The sequence below is a fragment of the Acidovorax sp. CCYZU-2555 genome, assembly GCF_018413525.1.
In the GTDB taxonomy this organism is placed as follows: domain Bacteria; phylum Pseudomonadota; class Gammaproteobacteria; order Burkholderiales; family Burkholderiaceae_C; genus Comamonas.
In genome coordinates, this window is record NZ_JAHCDD010000108.1 from 1 (window position 1) to 15,636 (window position 15,636).

At 68.6% G+C, this 15,636-nt stretch carries 15 protein-coding genes and 1 pseudogene; 12 read left to right on the top strand and 4 right to left on the bottom strand.

From position 1 onward, the window contains the following. Both alr and KHY18_RS24950 read right to left on the bottom strand, forming a co-directional pair. On the bottom strand, positions 1-818 hold an 818-nt coding region (alr, locus tag KHY18_RS24945; protein WP_213306504.1), incomplete at its 3' end, for an alanine racemase. Beyond that, positions 815-2,110 (bottom strand): D-amino acid dehydrogenase, encoded by a 1,296-nt coding sequence (locus KHY18_RS24950; protein WP_213306507.1) that lies wholly within the window; start codon positions 2,108-2,110, stop codon positions 815-817. The genes KHY18_RS24950 and alr, both read right to left, overlap by 4 nt. Before the next feature lie 129 nt (positions 2,111-2,239). On the opposite strand from KHY18_RS24950, the gene KHY18_RS24955 reads away from it, so the two are divergent. Next, the gene (locus tag KHY18_RS24955; RefSeq protein WP_213306510.1) at positions 2,240-2,707 is read left to right on the top strand and encodes an Lrp/AsnC ligand binding domain-containing protein; all 468 of its coding nucleotides are present in this window, start codon (positions 2,240-2,242) and stop codon (positions 2,705-2,707) included. A 43-nt stretch (positions 2,708-2,750) separates the two neighbouring features. Here KHY18_RS24955 and KHY18_RS24960 read toward each other — a convergent pair whose 3' ends face one another. Continuing rightward, the gene (locus KHY18_RS24960; RefSeq protein ID WP_213306513.1) at positions 2,751-3,695 is read right to left on the bottom strand and encodes a LysR family transcriptional regulator; all 945 of its coding nucleotides are present in this window, start codon (positions 3,693-3,695) and stop codon (positions 2,751-2,753) included. A gap of 105 nt (positions 3,696-3,800) precedes the next feature. Between KHY18_RS24960 and aptA the strand changes: the two genes are divergently transcribed. Continuing rightward, the gene (gene aptA / locus KHY18_RS24965; protein ID WP_213306517.1) at positions 3,801-5,153 is read left to right on the top strand and encodes an omega-aminotransferase AptA; all 1,353 of its coding nucleotides are present in this window, start codon (positions 3,801-3,803) and stop codon (positions 5,151-5,153) included. Between the two features lie 35 nt (positions 5,154-5,188). On the opposite strand, the gene KHY18_RS24970 is transcribed toward aptA, so the two are convergent. Further along, entirely contained in the window at positions 5,189-6,097 is a 909-nt protein-coding gene (locus KHY18_RS24970; RefSeq protein ID WP_213306521.1) for a LysR family transcriptional regulator, read from the bottom strand. A 186-nt stretch (positions 6,098-6,283) separates the two neighbouring features. Here KHY18_RS24970 and KHY18_RS24975 point away from each other — a divergent pair, with 186 nt between their 5' ends. From KHY18_RS24975 to KHY18_RS25020, 10 genes and pseudogenes are all read left to right on the top strand, one after another. Then, positions 6,284-7,780 (top strand): amidase, encoded by a 1,497-nt coding sequence (locus KHY18_RS24975; RefSeq protein ID WP_502769407.1) that lies wholly within the window; start codon positions 6,284-6,286, stop codon positions 7,778-7,780. Between the two features lie 124 nt (positions 7,781-7,904). Next, entirely contained in the window at positions 7,905-8,894 is a 990-nt protein-coding gene (locus KHY18_RS24980; protein WP_213306526.1) for a Bug family tripartite tricarboxylate transporter substrate binding protein, read from the top strand. Positions 8,895-8,976: 82 nt separating this feature from the next. Further along, positions 8,977-9,891, top strand: a complete 915-nt coding sequence (locus KHY18_RS24985) for a LysR family transcriptional regulator (protein ID WP_213306529.1) — start codon at positions 8,977-8,979, stop codon at positions 9,889-9,891. 253 nt (positions 9,892-10,144) lie between these two features. Continuing rightward, the gene (gene mdcA, locus KHY18_RS24990; protein ID WP_213306532.1) at positions 10,145-11,827 is read left to right on the top strand and encodes a malonate decarboxylase subunit alpha; all 1,683 of its coding nucleotides are present in this window, start codon (positions 10,145-10,147) and stop codon (positions 11,825-11,827) included. Positions 11,828-11,836: 9 nt separating this feature from the next. Next, on the top strand, positions 11,837-12,169 hold the full coding sequence (gene mdcC, locus KHY18_RS24995; RefSeq protein WP_213306534.1) for a malonate decarboxylase acyl carrier protein: 333 nt from the start codon (positions 11,837-11,839) through the stop codon (positions 12,167-12,169). Beyond that, positions 12,166-13,044: a biotin-independent malonate decarboxylase subunit beta gene (locus tag KHY18_RS25000; RefSeq protein WP_213306537.1), complete on the top strand. Its 879-nt coding sequence runs from the start codon at positions 12,166-12,168 to the stop codon at positions 13,042-13,044. The genes mdcC and KHY18_RS25000 overlap by 4 nt, the downstream gene beginning before the upstream one ends. Positions 13,045-13,055: 11 nt before the next feature. Further along, a complete protein-coding gene (locus KHY18_RS25005) occupies positions 13,056-13,757 on the top strand; it encodes a biotin-independent malonate decarboxylase subunit gamma (RefSeq protein ID WP_213306540.1) in 702 nt (233 codons plus the stop codon). Between the two features lie 14 nt (positions 13,758-13,771). After that, complete coding sequence (gene mdcG / locus KHY18_RS25010) at positions 13,772-14,443, top strand: malonate decarboxylase holo-[acyl-carrier-protein] synthase (protein ID WP_213306543.1); 672 nt, start codon at positions 13,772-13,774, stop codon at positions 14,441-14,443. Then, positions 14,440-15,306 (top strand): triphosphoribosyl-dephospho-CoA synthase, encoded by an 867-nt coding sequence (locus tag KHY18_RS25015; protein WP_213306546.1) that lies wholly within the window; start codon positions 14,440-14,442, stop codon positions 15,304-15,306. Before mdcG ends, KHY18_RS25015 begins: the two co-directional genes overlap by 4 nt. Further along, positions 15,303-15,636 (top strand): annotated as a pseudogene (locus KHY18_RS25020) (ACP S-malonyltransferase); the annotation flags it as partial. The gene KHY18_RS25015 and the pseudogene KHY18_RS25020, both read left to right, overlap by 4 nt.

The window sequence follows — 15,636 nt, forward strand, 5'->3', positions numbered from 1 at the left end:
TAGCCCAGAGCGACCAAGCCTACGCGCGTGGGGCGCTGGCCGACAAAGCCGCCGCCATAGCCCAGCGGCGCGCCTGGCGCGAGCCAGCGCTCGGCGAAGACCTGGCTTTGCAGCGTCATCACAGGGCGCAGCGGCTGCTGTCTATGCGAAGCGGGAAGAGGGTGGGCGCCGTACAGCATGATGCCCGCCCGGCCCCAGCTTTGGCGCGCGCCGGCCCAGGCCAGGATGCCCGCGGAATTGGCCAGGCTCACGGGCGCATCGAGCCCGCCGCAGGCCGCATGGAAGGTCGCCAGCTGTTCGGTGGTGGTGGGCATGCCGGGTTCGTCGGCGCGCGCGAAGTGGCTCATGAGCACCACCTGGTGCACGGCCGCGCAGGCCTGCAGGCGCGCAAAGCTTTGGCGCATGGCCTCGGGCGCCAGGCCTGCGCGGCCCATGCCCGAATCCATCTTGAGCCAGACGTTCAGCGGGCCGGCCAGGCCCGCGGCGCCTTCCAGCAGGCGCAGCTGCGAATCCTGGTGAACGACCACGGCCAGTTGGTGCCGCGCCGCGGCCTGCAGTTCCTCGGCGTCGAACACGCCTTCGAGCAGCAGAATGGGCGCGCTGATGCCCGCGGCGCGCAGCTCCAGCGCCTCGGACAGGAAAGCGACCGCAAAGCCGTCGGCCAGGCCGGCGAGCGCCTGGGCGCAGCGCACGGCGCCATGGCCGTAGGCATTGGCCTTGAGCACTGCGAGCACTTTCTGGCCGTGCAGGCTGCGGGCGCAGGCGTAGTTGTGGCGCAGCGCATCGAGGTCTATGCGCGCCAGGCTGGGCCGGGTCATGCGGCGAGGGGCGCGTGGGCCGAGGGCGCACGGCGTGCGGAAGAAGCGTAGCGGTCCAGGCCCAGGCCCGCGGTGTCGATTTCGGGCCGCTGGCCCGTCACCAGGTCGGCGACCACGCGGCCGCTGCCGCAGGCCATGGTCCAGCCCAGCGTGCCGTGGCCGGTGTTCAGGAACAGGTTGGCATAGCGGGTCGCGCCGACGATGGGCGTGCCATCGGGCGTCATCGGGCGCAGGCCGGTCCAGAACGTGGCGCGCTGCAGGTCGCCGCCCGGGAACAGATCGCTGACCACCATTTCGAGCGTGGCCCGGCGCTGGGGATTGAGCCGCATGTCGAAGCCGCCCAGTTCGGCCATGCCGCCCACGCGAATGCGGTCGTCGAAGCGCGTGATCGCGATCTTGTAGGTCTCGTCGAGCACGGTCGACAGGGGGGCGCGCGCGGCGTCGACCAGCGGCAGGGTCAGCGAGTAGCCCTTGACGGGATAGACCGGCAGCTGAAGGTCCAGCGGCAGCAGCATGTCGCGCGAAAAGCTGCCCAGCGCCATCACGTACGAGTCGGCCTGCAGCAGCTGGCCGCCGGCGCGAATGCCTTGCACGCGGCCGGCCTGCGCCTCGACGCGTTCTATGTCCTGGCCGAACAGGAACTGCACTCCCAGCGCGCGCGCCATGCGCGCCAGCTCGGTGGTGAACCGCTGGCAGTCGCCGGTCTCGTCGCCGGGAAGGCGCAGGCCGCCGCTGAGGCGCTCTTGCGCATGGGCCAGCGCGGGCTCGATGCGCGCCAGCGATTGGCGGTCCAGCAGTTCGTAATCGACGCCGCATTCTTCCAGCACCGCGATGTCGCGCTGCACCGCATCGATCTGCGCCTGGCTGCGAAACAGCTGCAAGGTGCCGGCGGTGCGCTGTTCGTACTGGATGCCGGTGTCGGCGCGCAAGGCGCGCAGGCAGTCGCGGCTGTACTCTGCGACGCGCATCATGCGCTCCTTGTTCACCGCATAGCGCTGCGGCGTGCAGTTGCGCAGCATCTGCGCGATCCACTGCAGCTGCCACAGGCTGCCATCGGCGCGCACCGCGAGCGGCGCATGTTTCTGGAACATCCATTTCAGCGCCTTGAGCGGAATGCCGGGCGCGGCCCAGGGCGTCGAGTAGCCCGGCGAGATCTGGCCGGCGTTGGCAAAGCTGGTTTCGAGCGCCGGACCGGGCTGGCGGTCGATGACGGTGACCTGCGCTCCGGCCTTGGCGAGGTAGTACGCGGTGGCGGTGCCGACAATGCCGCTGCCTGCAACAATGACTTTCATGGAATACCCGATGGTTGACGGTGGATAAATGAATTCTAGAAAACCATGTGCCGGGGATTTCACCGTTGTTGATATGATTTGCGATGTAATCCACTGTTTTTAATCTGCCCAACAGGGTTCGACAGAAAAATGTTCCAAGCCGACCGAATCGACCTCGCAATCCTGGATGTGCTGCAGCGCCAGGGACGTATTTCCATGACCGATCTGGCCGAGAAAGTGGGGCTGTCGGCCTCGCCCTGCACCGAGCGCGTGCGCCGCATGGAGCGCGAAGGCGTGATCGAGGGCTACCACGCGCGGCTGTCCGCCGAGGCGCTGGGCCGGACCCTGCTGGTGTTCGTCGAAATCAAGCTGTCGGCCAAATCTGGCGATGTGTTCGACAAGGTCAAGAAGGAGTTGTCGCAGATGCCCGAAGTGATGGAAGCCCACCTGGTCTCGGGCGACTATGACTATCTGGTCAAGTTCCGGCTGCGCGGCATGGGCGAGTACCGGCATCTGCTGGGCAATATTCTCAAGCGCCTGCCCGTGACTGCTGCCTCGCGCAGCGTGGTGGTGATGGAAGAGGTCAAGGAAACGCTGGACCTGCCGCTGGACCGCTAGCCGCAGCCCAGGCGCCTGGCCTTATCGCCATGCTGGCGCGGGCTCAGGCCGGGGTGGCGTGCGCGGCTTCAAGGCATTGCGCGAACAGCGTGGCCGCGCGGCTGGCCGCGGGCGATTTGCGCACCAGGCTCACGAAACGACAGGTGTAGTGAAATCGTTTCGGTGCGATGGCGCGCATGAGCTGGCGCTGCTCGAACGCCTGGGCGTAATGGTCGGGCAGGAATCCCAGGAATTTGCCCGACAGCACCAGCGTGGCGATCGACTCCTGATCGAAGCCCGTGGCCGCGCGCTGCAGCTGGGCGCGGTGGCTGGCCTCCATGTTGGGCGAGTGGTAGCCCAGGCCGGCGAAGGCATGCAGTCTGAGCTTGGCCCAGGTCAGGCCGGTGTCCGGACCGGCGAACAGCGGGTGATCACGGCCGCAAAAGAGCAGCATGGTCTCGCCGAACAGGTCGGTGTAGTCGAGGCTGTTGGAGCTGCGGTGCGAGGGAATGATGCCCACCTGGAAGCTGCCCTCGATGACGCCGCGCTCGATCGCGTTGATGCTGGCCACATGCAGGCGCAGGTTCACCGCGGGCGCGAGCTCGTGAAAGCGCGCCACGGCCTGGGCCAGCTGCGACTGCGGGTTGGTCGCGGTCTTGTCGAAGACCGCGATGTCCAGATGCCCGCCCAGGCGATGGTGGATGTCGTCGATGCTGCTGCGAAAGGCCTCGACGGCGCCGAGCAGGCGCAGCGTCTGCTCATAGACCTGCTGCCCGTCGGGCGTCAGCGCGAAGCCCGCGCGCCCGCGGCGGCACAGCACCATCGACAGCCGGGTTTCCAGGTCCTTGACATGGCGGCTCACCGTGGACGTGCCGATGTTCAGCTCGAGTTCGGCCGCGGCCATGCCGCCGCATTCGACGACGCTCTTGAAGACGCGCAGCAAGCGCAAATCCATGTCGCTGAGCTGGCCCAGCAGGGCGCGCGATTTGGGGGAGGCTTTTACTTGCATAGATCCGCAAGTAAACATTGATACTGCTCTCTTTGCAAGAGTGAAAAAGCAACGAAGAATCGAGGCATCTCAAACCATCAGGCCTGCGGTTCGCGGGGAAGAACAATGTCCAATCTCACTGAAGTTTCCCAGGTCTCGGCGCCGCACCGTGATGCGGCCTGGCTCGATGCCTACTGGATGCCCTATACCGGCAACCGCCACTTCAAGGCCGATCCGCGCATGATCGTCGCCGCGCAGGGCGCGTACTTCACCGATGGCGACGGCCGCAAGGTGTTCGACGGCCTGTCGGGCCTGTGGTGCACGGGCCTGGGCCACGGCCGCCGCGAGATCACCGAGGCCGTGAGCCGCCAGGTGGCAACGCTCGACTATGCGCCGGCCTTCCAGTTCGGCCACCCGCTGGCCTTTGAACTCGCCAACAAGCTCAAGGAACTCACGCCCGCGGGGCTGGACCGCGTGTTCTTCACGAACTCGGGCTCGGACGCCGCCGATACTTCGCTCAAGATGGCGCGCGCCTACTGGCGCGCCAAGGGCAAGGCCAGCAAGACGCGGCTCATAGGCCGCGAAAAGGGCTACCACGGCGTGAATTTCGGCGGAGTGTCGGTAGGCGGCATAGGCGCCAACCGCAAGCTGTTCGGTGCCGGAGTCGAGGCCGATCACCTGCCGCACACGCTGCTGGCCGGCAACGCCTTCAGCCGCGGCATGCCGGCGCAGGGCGCGGAACTCGCCGACCGTCTGCTGGACCTGATCGCGCTGCACGATGCGTCCAACATCGCGGCCGTGATCGTCGAGCCCATGTCGGGCTCGGCCGGCGTGGTGGTGCCGCCCCAGGGCTACCTGCAACGCCTGCGCGATATCTGCACCGCGCACGACATCCTGCTGATCTTCGACGAAGTCATCACCGGCTTCGGCCGCTGCGGCGCCATGACCGGCGCCGAGGCCTTCGGCGTGGTGCCCGACATCATGAACGTCGCCAAACAGGTGACCAACGGCGCCCAGCCGCTGGGCGCGGTGATCGCGACCAACGAAATCTATGAAACTTTCATGGACGCGGGCGGGCCCGACTACATGGTCGAGTTTCCGCATGGCTACACCTATTCGGCCCATCCCGTGGCCTGCGCCGCGGGCATTGCGGCCCTCGATCTGCTGCAAAGCGAAAACCTGGTGCAGCGCGTCAAGGACATGGCCCCGTACTTCGAGAGCGCGGTGCACAGCCTCAAGGGCAGCCGGCATGTGACCGATATCCGCAATTTCGGCCTGGCCGCGGGCATCACGCTCGCGGCGGTGCCGGGCGAGCCCGCGCGCCGCCCGTTTGACGTGGCGATGGCTTGCTGGAAGAAAGGCTTCTATGTGCGCAGCGGCGGCGACACCATCCAGCTCGCGCCGCCGTTCAATGTGGAGAAGCACGAGATCGACCGGCTCATCAACGCGCTGTCCGACGCGCTGGCCGAAGTCGATTGATTTTTCAGCCGGTCTGAGCGCGGTCCGCTCCGCGCTCAGAGCGGTGCGAGCTGCGCGCGCAAAAATGCCAGGAAGGTGCGGCTGCTTTCGGGCAGCGTGCGGCCGTTGAGCGTCTGCAATTCGATGGAGCGCGCGTCCATGCTGCGCTCGCGTATCACCGCGCCATGCAGTTCGCCGCGGCGCAGGCGGTGGCGCACGGTGATCTCGCCGGAAATCGACAGGCCGCCGCTGTGCAGCACGAAGTTGGTGAGGGCTTCGAAGCTGCTGCTGGTGAGCACCGGCGAAAACACCAGGCCGCGCTGGCTGCAGCCGATATCGAACAGCTGGCGCACGGTGTTGTCGCGGTCGGGCAGGGCGATGGCATGCGGATGCATCTGCGCCAGCGTGACGCTGCGCAGCCGCGCCAGCGCATGGTCGGGCCGCATGATGGCCAGCACCGGCATGGTCTGGCGGTACTCCACGCGCACGCCTTCCTCGGCCGCGCGGCTGTAGGTCATGCCTATGTCGGCCTCGCCGTGCAGCACGGCGGTGGTCACGGCGCCCGGGCTGCTGACTTGCAGCTGGAACTGTATGCCCGGGTACTGGCTGCGGAAATCGGCGATCACCTGCGGCAGGAACTCGATGGCGAAGCCGGCCGAGCTCGCCAGCCGCACATGGCCGCGGCGCAGGCCTTTGAGCCCCTCGATTTCGGTCACCACCCGCTCGGCCTCGAGCGCGCCGCGGCGCGCGTGCACGGCCAGCAACTCGCCGGCTGCGCTGGGCACCATGCCGCGCGGACGGCGCTCGAACAGCGGAACATCGAGCAAGGCCTCGAGCCCCGAGATCTGGCGGCTGACCGCCGAGCCCGAGACGCACAGCCGCACCGCCGCCTCGCTGATCGAGCCGCAGCGCACGACTTCCAGGAAATAGCGCAGCGAGGTCTCCTGGAGTTGGGGCGCTTGCATTCAGTGTTTCCTCGGGTTGACGGTCGGGACGAAATAATCAGCGCTTGCTGGTGTGCGAAAAACGCAAGGATAACTTGAAGAAATTGTACTGGTCGCAAGGCAATGCGCTTCCTACAATGAATTTGACAGCGGATTTTCAGCGCCTTGGCGGCCTGGATTTTCGCTACCTTTTTCCTCACCCGATGCATGCCCATGAACGAGCTCCTGACCCCTACGACACCGCCCGCGCAGCACGCCGGCGACGACATCGTCGCGCTGGACGCGGTCGCGTTATCGCAGGCGATACGCCGGCGCGCGGTCTCCTGCAGCGAAGTGCTGACTGCCTACCTCGCGCAGATCGACCGGCTCAACCCGCAGGTCAACGCCATCGTGGCGCTGCAGCCGCGCGAGGCGCTGCAGGCGCTGGCCGCCGAGCGCGACGCGCAGCTCGCCGCCGGCCAGTGGCTGGGCCCGCTGCACGGCTTTCCGCAGGCGCCCAAGGACCTCATGCCGGCCGCGGGCATGGTCACCACCAAGGGCTCGCCGCTGTTTGCGGGCCAGGTCTCGGCGGCCGACGCCGTGGTGTTCGAGCGCATGCGCAGCGGCGGCGCGCTCTTCGTCGGCCGCACCAACACGCCCGAGTTCGGCCTGGGCGGCCACACCTACAACACGGTGTATGGCACCACGCGCAATGCCTTCGATCCGTCGTTGACGGCCGGCGGCAGCAGCGGCGGCGCGGGCTGCGCGGTGGCGCTGAACCTGCTGCCCGTGGCCGATGGCTCCGACATGATGGGATCGCTGCGCACGCCCGCGGCCTTCAACAATGTGTACGGGCTGCGCACTTCGGTGGGCTGCGTGCCGCACGGCCCGACCGAAGAGGTGTTCTTCCAGCAGTTCAGCGTGGCCGGGCCCATGGCGCGCAACATCCCCGATCTGGCGCTGCTGCTGTCGGTGCAGGCGGGTTTCGATGCGCGACTGCCGCTCACGCGCCGCCAGGACGACCCGGCGCGCTTGACCGCGCCGCTGGAGCGCGATCTGCGCGGCACGCGCGTAGGCTGGCTGGGCAACCTGGGCGGCCACCTGCCGACCGAGCCCGGCGTGCTGGAAGTCTGCACCCGGTCGCTGGCGCATTTCGAGGCGCTGGGATGCCGCGTCGAGGCGGTGACGCCCGATTTCGATTTCGAGCGCATGTGGCGCGCCTGGATAGACCTGCGCAGCTTCATGGTGGCGGGCAGCAATGCGCCGCTGTACCGCGACCCGGCCAAGCGCGCCTTGCTCAAGCCCGAGGCCGTCTGGGAAATCGAGCGCGGCCTGGCGCTCAGCGGCCCCGACATCTACCGCGCCGCGGCCGACCGTTCGGCCTGGTACCAGGTGCTGCGCGGCCTGTTCGAGACCTATGACTACCTGGTGCTGCCCGCGGCCCAGGTGTTTCCTTTCGACGCGGCGCTCGACTGGCCGCACACGGTCGGCGGCCGCGCCATGGACACCTACCACCGCTGGATGGAAGCGGTGGTGCCGGCGACGCTGGCCGGACTGCCCGCGCTGAGCGCGCCCGCGGGCTTCGGCCCGGCGGGGCAGCCTGTCGGGCTGCAGATCCTGGGGCCGGCGCAATCCGACTTCGAACTGCTGCAGATCGGCCATGCCTACGACCAGGCCAGCGGCCATGCGCGCGTGCGCAGCCCGCTGCTCGCCAGCAAACGCTGAGCCGGTCCGCCATGGCGCCAGCCCCGCCATGGCCCGCGCCATGCCTGCAGTCCCGCAGGCGGCGGCCCTGTTCCCTGGTCGCCGGTTTGTTACCCCATGCCTTCCCCACCCCCAGGAGTTCTCCATGCACCCCATGCGCCGTTCCCATTTTCTTTCCTGTCTGCTGGCCGGCTGCGCGCTGGCTGCGTCGGCAGCTCCCGTGGCGGCCCAGACGGCGGTGTTTCCCGACCGGCCGCTCAAGCTGGTGATTCCGTTCGCCGCAGGCGGCGCCACCGATGTGCTGGGCCGCATGCTGGCGGTGGCGCTGGGCGAGAAGCTGGGCCAGCCCATGGTGGTCGAGAACAAGCCCGGCGCGGGCACGATACTGGCCGCCTCCCAGGTCGCCAAGGCGGCGCCCGACGGCTACACGCTGCTGCTGGCCGCGAGCACCACGCTCACGCTCAACCCGGCGATGCGCGAGCAGCTGAGCTACGACCCGGTGCGCAGCTTCACGCCGCTGGGCATCGTGGCCGACATGCCGCTGCTGCTGGTCGGCACGCCCACGGGGCCGAGCACCCTGCAGGAGCTGGTCGCCCAGTCCAAGGCCGAGCCCGAACGCTTTTCCTACGGCTCGTTCGGCTCGGGCTCGTCGGGACACTTTGGCGGCGAGATGCTCAAGACCGCTTCGGGCGCGAAGCTGATGCATGTGCCGTTCAGCGGCAGCGCGCCCAGCCTCAATGCGCTGATGGGCGCCCAGGTGCAGATCGCGGTCGACACCGTGGTGGCTTCCACGCCGCTGATCAAGGCCGGGCGCATCAAGCCGCTGGCGGTGCTGTCGGCCCAGCGCCTGCAACTGCTGCCGCAGGTGCCCACGGTGGCCGAAAGCGGCTACAGCGGCTTCGACATGGGCACCTGGTTCGCGCTGATGGCGCCCGCGGGCCTGCCGCCGCAGACCCGCGCCACGCTGGAAAAAGCCCTGGCCGATGTGTCTGCCACGCCCGCGATCCAGCAGAAGATGAAGTCGCTGGGCCTGGTGCCCGCGCCCGGCGACGGCGCCGCGGTGAGCGCGCGCGTGGAGCGGGAATTGCCGCAGATGCGCGCCGTGGCCGCGCGCTCGGGCATCAAGGCCGACTGAGCGGCGGCCCGGTCGGGCCGGCGTCAAGAAGGGGCGCGCGCAGCCATGGCCTAGAATGCGCCGTCCCAACGCAGGCTGACCCATGCACCTTCACGTCGACGAAGACATCACCTTTCGCAGGCTGGAAATCCTCCTGGCCTTCATGCAGACAGGCAATCTCACGCGCGCCGCGGAGCTTCTGGAAATCAGCCCCGTGAGCGTGCACCGCGCCTTGCATGCTCTTGAGGCCGGCCTGCGCTGCGCGCTGTTCCGGCACGAGGGGCGCAATTTGCACCCCACAGAGGCGGCGCAGGCGCTGGCCGAGGTGGCGCGCGAAGTGCTGCGCACCATGGCCGACGGCATACGCTCGACGCGTGAAGTCGCGGGCTATTCGTCGGACCGCATCCGCATAGGCTCGCTCTACTCCCTCACGGCGCGCACCGTGCCCAAGCTGGTGATGGGCATGAAGCTGCGCATGCCCGACATACAGACCGAACTGGTGCTGGGCTCCAATGCCGATCTGCTGCAAAAGCTGCGCGATGGCGCGGTCGACGCGGTGCTGATGGGCACGCCCGAAAACGCGCCCGATCTGGAATCGCAGCCGCTGTTCGAAGACGACATCTTCTTTGCCACGCCGGTCGGCTCGCCCTACTGCGCCATGGAACAGATCGATCTGGCGGCCTGCGCCAACGAGCACTTCGTCACGCTGAGCGAAGGTTTCGTGACCTACGGCGGCTTTGTCGACGCGTTTCGCATCGCCGGCTTCACGCCGAATGTGGTGATGGAGACCGGGGACATTTTCTCGCTGATGAACCTGGTGGCCGGGGGCGTGGGCCATACGCTGCTGCCCGGGCGCGTGGGCGGCATCATGCCGCAGAAGGTGCAGCTGGTGCCGCTGCAGCCGCGCTACCTGATGCGCCAGACGATATCGCTCAATTTCCTGCGCACGCGCGAGCGCGACCCCAATCTGCTGGCCTTGCTCGCGGTCTGCCGCGCATCCAGGGCGGAGCTGGGCTGAGCAGGGTTTCCATAAAACATCGGGTTAACCCTTGATTGTTTCAGTTGGCGTAAGGGTTGGCGCGACCGGTTGATTGATCCTCCCCGAGTGGCTGCGTATGGTGGGTACCCAGACGCGCAGCCCCTGTGCGTTGCCAGAAAAACGCCGCAGACCCGCCGATGCGCTTGCACCGGATGTCGATTTGCGCGTTGGCCCGCGGGTTCGTGCGGGCCAGTGCGCCGCATTGTTCAACCTCGCACCAACCCACTCCCAAATGAACACCAGATCCTGGGCCTCCAAGGCCGAAGACCGCCAAGCCCGGCTGGCGCGCGCGGCGCAAGCGCTGGGCCGGCAGCTTGTCGGCAAGCGCGTCGCCACCGAAGCTATTGGCAGCTTGCTGGAGGCAGTGCTGTCGCCCGGCGATCGCGTCTGCCTCGAAGGCAACAACCAGAAGCAGGCCGACTTCCTGGCCAAGGCCCTGGTGCAGGTCGACCCGCAACGCGTGCACAGCCTGCACATGGTGCAGTCGGTGCTGGCCCTGCCCGAACACCTCGATGTGTTCGAGAACGGCATCGCCTCGCGCCTGGACTTCAGCTTCTCTGGCCCGCAGGGCGCGCGGCTGGCCAAGCTGGTGTCCGGCGGCCGCATCGAAATCGGCGCCATCCACACCTATCTGGAATTGTTCGCGCGCTACTTCATCGATCTGACGCCCAAGGTGGCGCTGGTCGCGGCCCATGCGGCCGACGCCGAGGGCAATCTCTACACCGGCCCGAACACCGAAGACACGCCGGCCATCGTCGAGGCGACCGCGTTCTCGGGCGGCATCGTGATTGCGCAGGTCAACGAATTCGTCGACGGCCAGACCACCACGCTGCCGCGCATCGACGTTCCCGCCGACTGGGTCAGCTTCGTGGTCAAGGCGCCGCGGCCCAACTTCATCGAGCCGCTGTTCACGCGCGATCCCGCACAGATCAGCGAAGTGCAGATCCTGATGGCCATGATGGCGATCAAAGGCATTTACGGCGAGTACGGCGTGCAGCGCCTGAACCACGGCATCGGTTTCGACACCGCGGCCATCGAGTTGCTGCTGCCGACCTATGGCGAATCGCTGGGACTCAAGGGCAAGATCGGCAAGCATTGGGCGCTCAACCCCCACCCGGCGCTGATCCCGGCGATCGAGGCCGGCTGGGTCGAGTCGGTGCATTCGTTCGGCTCCGAGCTGGGCATGGAAGACTACATCCGCGCGCGCTCCGACGTGTTCTTCACCGGGCCCGACGGCAACCTGCGCAGCAACCGCGCGTTCTGCCAGGCTGCGGGCCACTACGCCTGCGACATGTTCATAGGCTCCACGCTGCAGATCGACCTGGACGGCAACAGCTCCACCGCCACGCTGGGCCGCATCGCGGGCTTCGGCGGCGCGCCCAACATGGGCGCGGACGCGCGCGGGCGCCGCCATTCCAGCCCCGCCTGGCTCAAGGCCGGGCGCGAAGCGCGCGCCGGCCGCACGGGCGCAGCGGGCACGCCGCGCGGCCAGAAGCTGGTGGTGCAGATGGTCGAGACTTTCCGCGAACACATGCAGCCGGCCTTTGTCGACCGGCTCGATGCCTGGACGCTGCAGGAGCAGGCCGGCATGGACCTGCCGCCGATCATGATCTACGGCGACGATGTCTCGCACATCCTGACCGAAGAAGGCATCGCCAATCTGCTGCTGTGCCGCAGCGACGAGGAGCGCGAGCAGGCCATACGCGGCGTCGCCGGCTACACGGCCATAGGGCTGGGCCGCGACAAGCGCGCCGTCGAAAACCTGCGCGACCGCGGCGTGATACGCCGCCCGCAGGACCTGGGCATAGATCCACGCCAGGCCACGCGCAATCTGCTGGCGGCACGCAGCATGCGCGACCTGGTGCGCGCTTCGGGCGGGCTGTACCAGCCGCCCAAGCGTTTCAGAAACTGGTAGGAGATTCCCATGAGCGACATTCCCGCAGGGCTTGAGACCCTGGACTTTTCTTTTTCCGGCGGCCAGCCCGCCGGAGCGTTCGCGCCGGTGCTGGTCGGCGTCGTCGGCTCGGGCAATCTCGAAGTGCTGCTCGAGGCCGTGGCCGGCAGCGACTGCGCGGTGCGCGTCGAGACGTCGGCGCGCGGCTTCGAGCCGATCTGGCAGGCCGTGATGAACGACTTTCATGCGCGCCACCCGCTGGCCGGCGTGCGCATCGCGATCAACGACATGGGCGCCACGCCCGCGGTGGTGAGCCTGCGCCTGGACCAGGCCGTCGCCGAACTGCAAGGAGGCCGGCCATGATCAGTTTTGCCGAATGCACGGCGCGCGAGCGCCTGGCGCTGTTGCTCGATGCGGGCAGCTTTCACGAATGGCTGCCGCCCAGCGAGCGCGTCACCAGCCCGCACCTGGCGCAACTGGGCGTGCCCAGCGCGTTCGATGACGGCGTGGCGATCGGCCGCGCCCGGCTCGACGGGCAGGGCGTTTTCGTCGCCGCGCAGGAAGGCGCTTTCATGGGCGGCGGCGTGGGCGAAGTGCATGGCGCCAAGCTCGTGGGCCTGCTGCAGCGCGCGCTGCGCGAGCGGCCCAAAGCGGTGCTGCTGCTCGCGGAATCGGGCGGCGTGCGGCTGCACGAAGCCAATGCGGGCCTGATCGCGGTGTCGGAAGTGATGCGCGCCCTGCTCGACGTGCGCGCCGCGGGCATTCCCGTGATCGTGCTGATAGGCGGCACCAACGGCTGCTTCGGCGGCATGGGCATAGTCGCGCGCTGCGCCGATCACATCGTCATGAGCGATGTCGGCCGGCTGGCGATGTCGGGCCCGGAAGTCATCGAGGCCTCGCATGGCGTGGAGGAGTTCGATTCGCGCGACCGCGCCCTGGTCTGGCGCACCACCGGCGGCAAGCACCGCTGGCTCACGGGCGATTGCGATGCCCTGGTCGAAGACGATGTCGCCGCCTTCCGCGAAGCGGCGATCGCGGCGCTGGGCAAATCGGTGCCGTTGACCCTGGAGACGCTCGAAGCCGAACACGCCTTGTTGAGCCGGCGCCTGAATGCGCTGCCCGAGGGCGATGGTGGCGACGACCAGTCTGAACTGCTTTGGCGCGCGCTGGGCGTGGCCGATGCCGCGCAGGTCCCCGAATTGTCTGTCGATGCAGTGCGTCCACTGCGCGCTGTTTAAAGGAGCATCCGATGGAGTGGACTTCTCTCGTCATCCAACTTTTCGGCCCCCATCACGGCATGCGCGAGCAGGAAGACTTCCTGCAGGGCGATGTCCTGTTCGAGGGCGCGCCCCTGACGGTGCTGGGCACGACCAACCACGCGCCCATAGGCGTCAAGCTCGCGCTGGCCCAGGCCCGGGTGGTGCTCGACACCATCGCCCGGCATCCGGGTCGCCCCATCTTGCTGCTGATCGACACGCAGGGGCAGCAGCTGCGCCGCCGCGACGAACTGCTGGGCATCAACCGCGCGATGGCGCATCTGGGCGCGGCCATAGACCTCGCCCGGCGCCAAGGCCACCGCGTGATCGGTCTGGTCTACGACCAGGCCTTGTCGGGCGGCTTCATCACTTCGGGCCTGATCGCCGACGCCTGCTACGCCTTGCCCGAAGCCGAAATCCGCGTGATGCGCATTCCGGCGATGGCGCGCGTCACCAAGCTGCCCGAGGAAAAGCTCGCCGCGCTGTCGCTGTCGAACCCGGTGTTCGCGCCGGGCGTGCAGAACTATGTGGCCATGGGCGGCGTGCGCGCGCTGTGGCAGGGCGATCTGCCCGCGGCCCTGCGCGCCGCGCTGCGCGACACGCCGACCATCGATCAGCGGGCCCAGGACGGCGCGGCGCGCGGCGGCCGCCAGCTGTCCGCGGCCGTGGTGCAGCGCGTGCTGGACGCAGCCTGACGGCGGGAGACGCGATGCAAGGCTTGCGACGCCACCGACTGGTAAGGCTCAACGCTGCGGGCTGGAGCGCCATTTTGCAGCGCGCCTGGGACGCGCAGGCGCGTGCGGCTCTGGAGCATTGGGCGCTGCACGGACTGCCGCTGGTGGTGACGCGCCAGCCGCCAGACTACGCGGCCAGCGGCACGCTGGCGCTGGGCCTGCCCGCGGCGTCGGCCTGGGGCAAGTTGCGGATTGCGGTTCAGGTGCCCCAGACGGCGGTGCTGGGCTCAGACGAGTTCCCACAACTTGGCGACGTGCTGGACTTGCTTCCTGCCGACGCCCTCGGTCTGCTGCAGGCGCTTGACGCCTGCGGCGTGACAGCACGCGTCTTTGGCAGCTACGGCTGGCAAAGCATCAGCGGTCTGCCGTATCTGCGAGCCGAGTCCGATCTGGATCTGTGCATTGGTGTCCAGGACATCGCCCAGGCGGACGCGGTCGCCGCGCTGCTGCAAGCCCATGCCTGGGCCGGGCCGCGGCTCGACGGCGAACTGATGTTCGGTGACGGCGCATCGGTCGCCTGGCGCGAATGGGCCGCATGGCGCGGTGGGCGCGCCCGCGCGGTCATGGTCAAGCACCTGGACCGCATCGCGCTGGAGCAGGGCACCGACTGGTGCATGCCGCCCGCCTTGCAGGAGGCCGCGCCATGAACGCCTCGGCACTTTTTGCGCTGCCGCGGCGTGAACCGCTGACGCCGGCCGCCATCGGCCGGGCCGCGACGCTGGCCCTGCACGACGAGCTGGCGCTCGCGCCCAAGCCCGGGCTGGTGACGCTGCTCGACAACGGCAGCCACGACGACATGGACGCGCACAGCTTCATGCGCAGCCTGTTCGCGCTGCGCCACTATTTCACGCAGATCGCGCAGGCCGGGCACGACGGCGCGGGCTTGGCCGTGCTCGAGCAATGCGGCATCGCGGCCGAAGCCCGCATGCTGCAGGCCACGGGCGGCATCAACACGCACCGCGGCGCGATCTTCATGATAGGTCTGCTGTGCGCTGCGGCGGGCGCGGCCATGCACGTGAGCGGCGGCGCACTGCATCCAGCGCTGTTGCGTGCCACCTTGCGCCAGCATTGGGGCGAGGCGCTCACGCTGCGCAGCCAGCGTGCATCGACGCTGCCCGGCGGAGTCGCGTCCCGGCGCTACGGCCTGCGCGGCGCGTCCGAAGAAGCGGCGCTGGGCTTTCCCGTGCTGTTCGACACCACGCTGCCCGCGCTGACGACGGCACTGGGGCGCGGCCTGCAACCCCGCGAAGCCCGGCTGGAAGCGCTGATGCACACCATTGCCGTGCTGGACGACAGCAATCTGGCCCACCGCGGCGGCCTCGAAGGCCTGCGCCATGCGCAGCAGCTCGCTCAAGGTTTTCTGGCGCGCGGCGGCATCGCCCGGCCTGAAGGGCTGGATGAACTGCAGGCCATTGCCGACGCCTTCGTCGCGCGCCGCCTGTCGCCCGGCGGCGCGGCCGACACGCTGGCCGCGGCCTGCTGGATCACCCGCATCTGCGCCCGGCCATGAGTTTTGCCCTGCTTTTCTCCGGCCAGGGCCACCAGCATCCGGGGATGCTGCCCTGGCTCGCCGACGACGCCAGCGTGCAGGCCACGCGCGCGCGCCTGGGCGTCGCAGACTGGCGGCTGGCGCTGACCGACCCGGCCTGGGCGCAGCGCAACGACAAGGCCCAGGTACTGCTGACCGGCCTGTCGCTTGCGGCCTGGAGCCAAATCGCGCCGTTGGTGGCCCAGCCCGCGGCGATTGCGGGCTATAGCGTGGGCGAGCTCGCGGCGTTCAGCGCCGCGGGCGTCATGGATACGCCAGCCGCGCTGGCGCTGGCCCAGCAGCGCGCCGCGG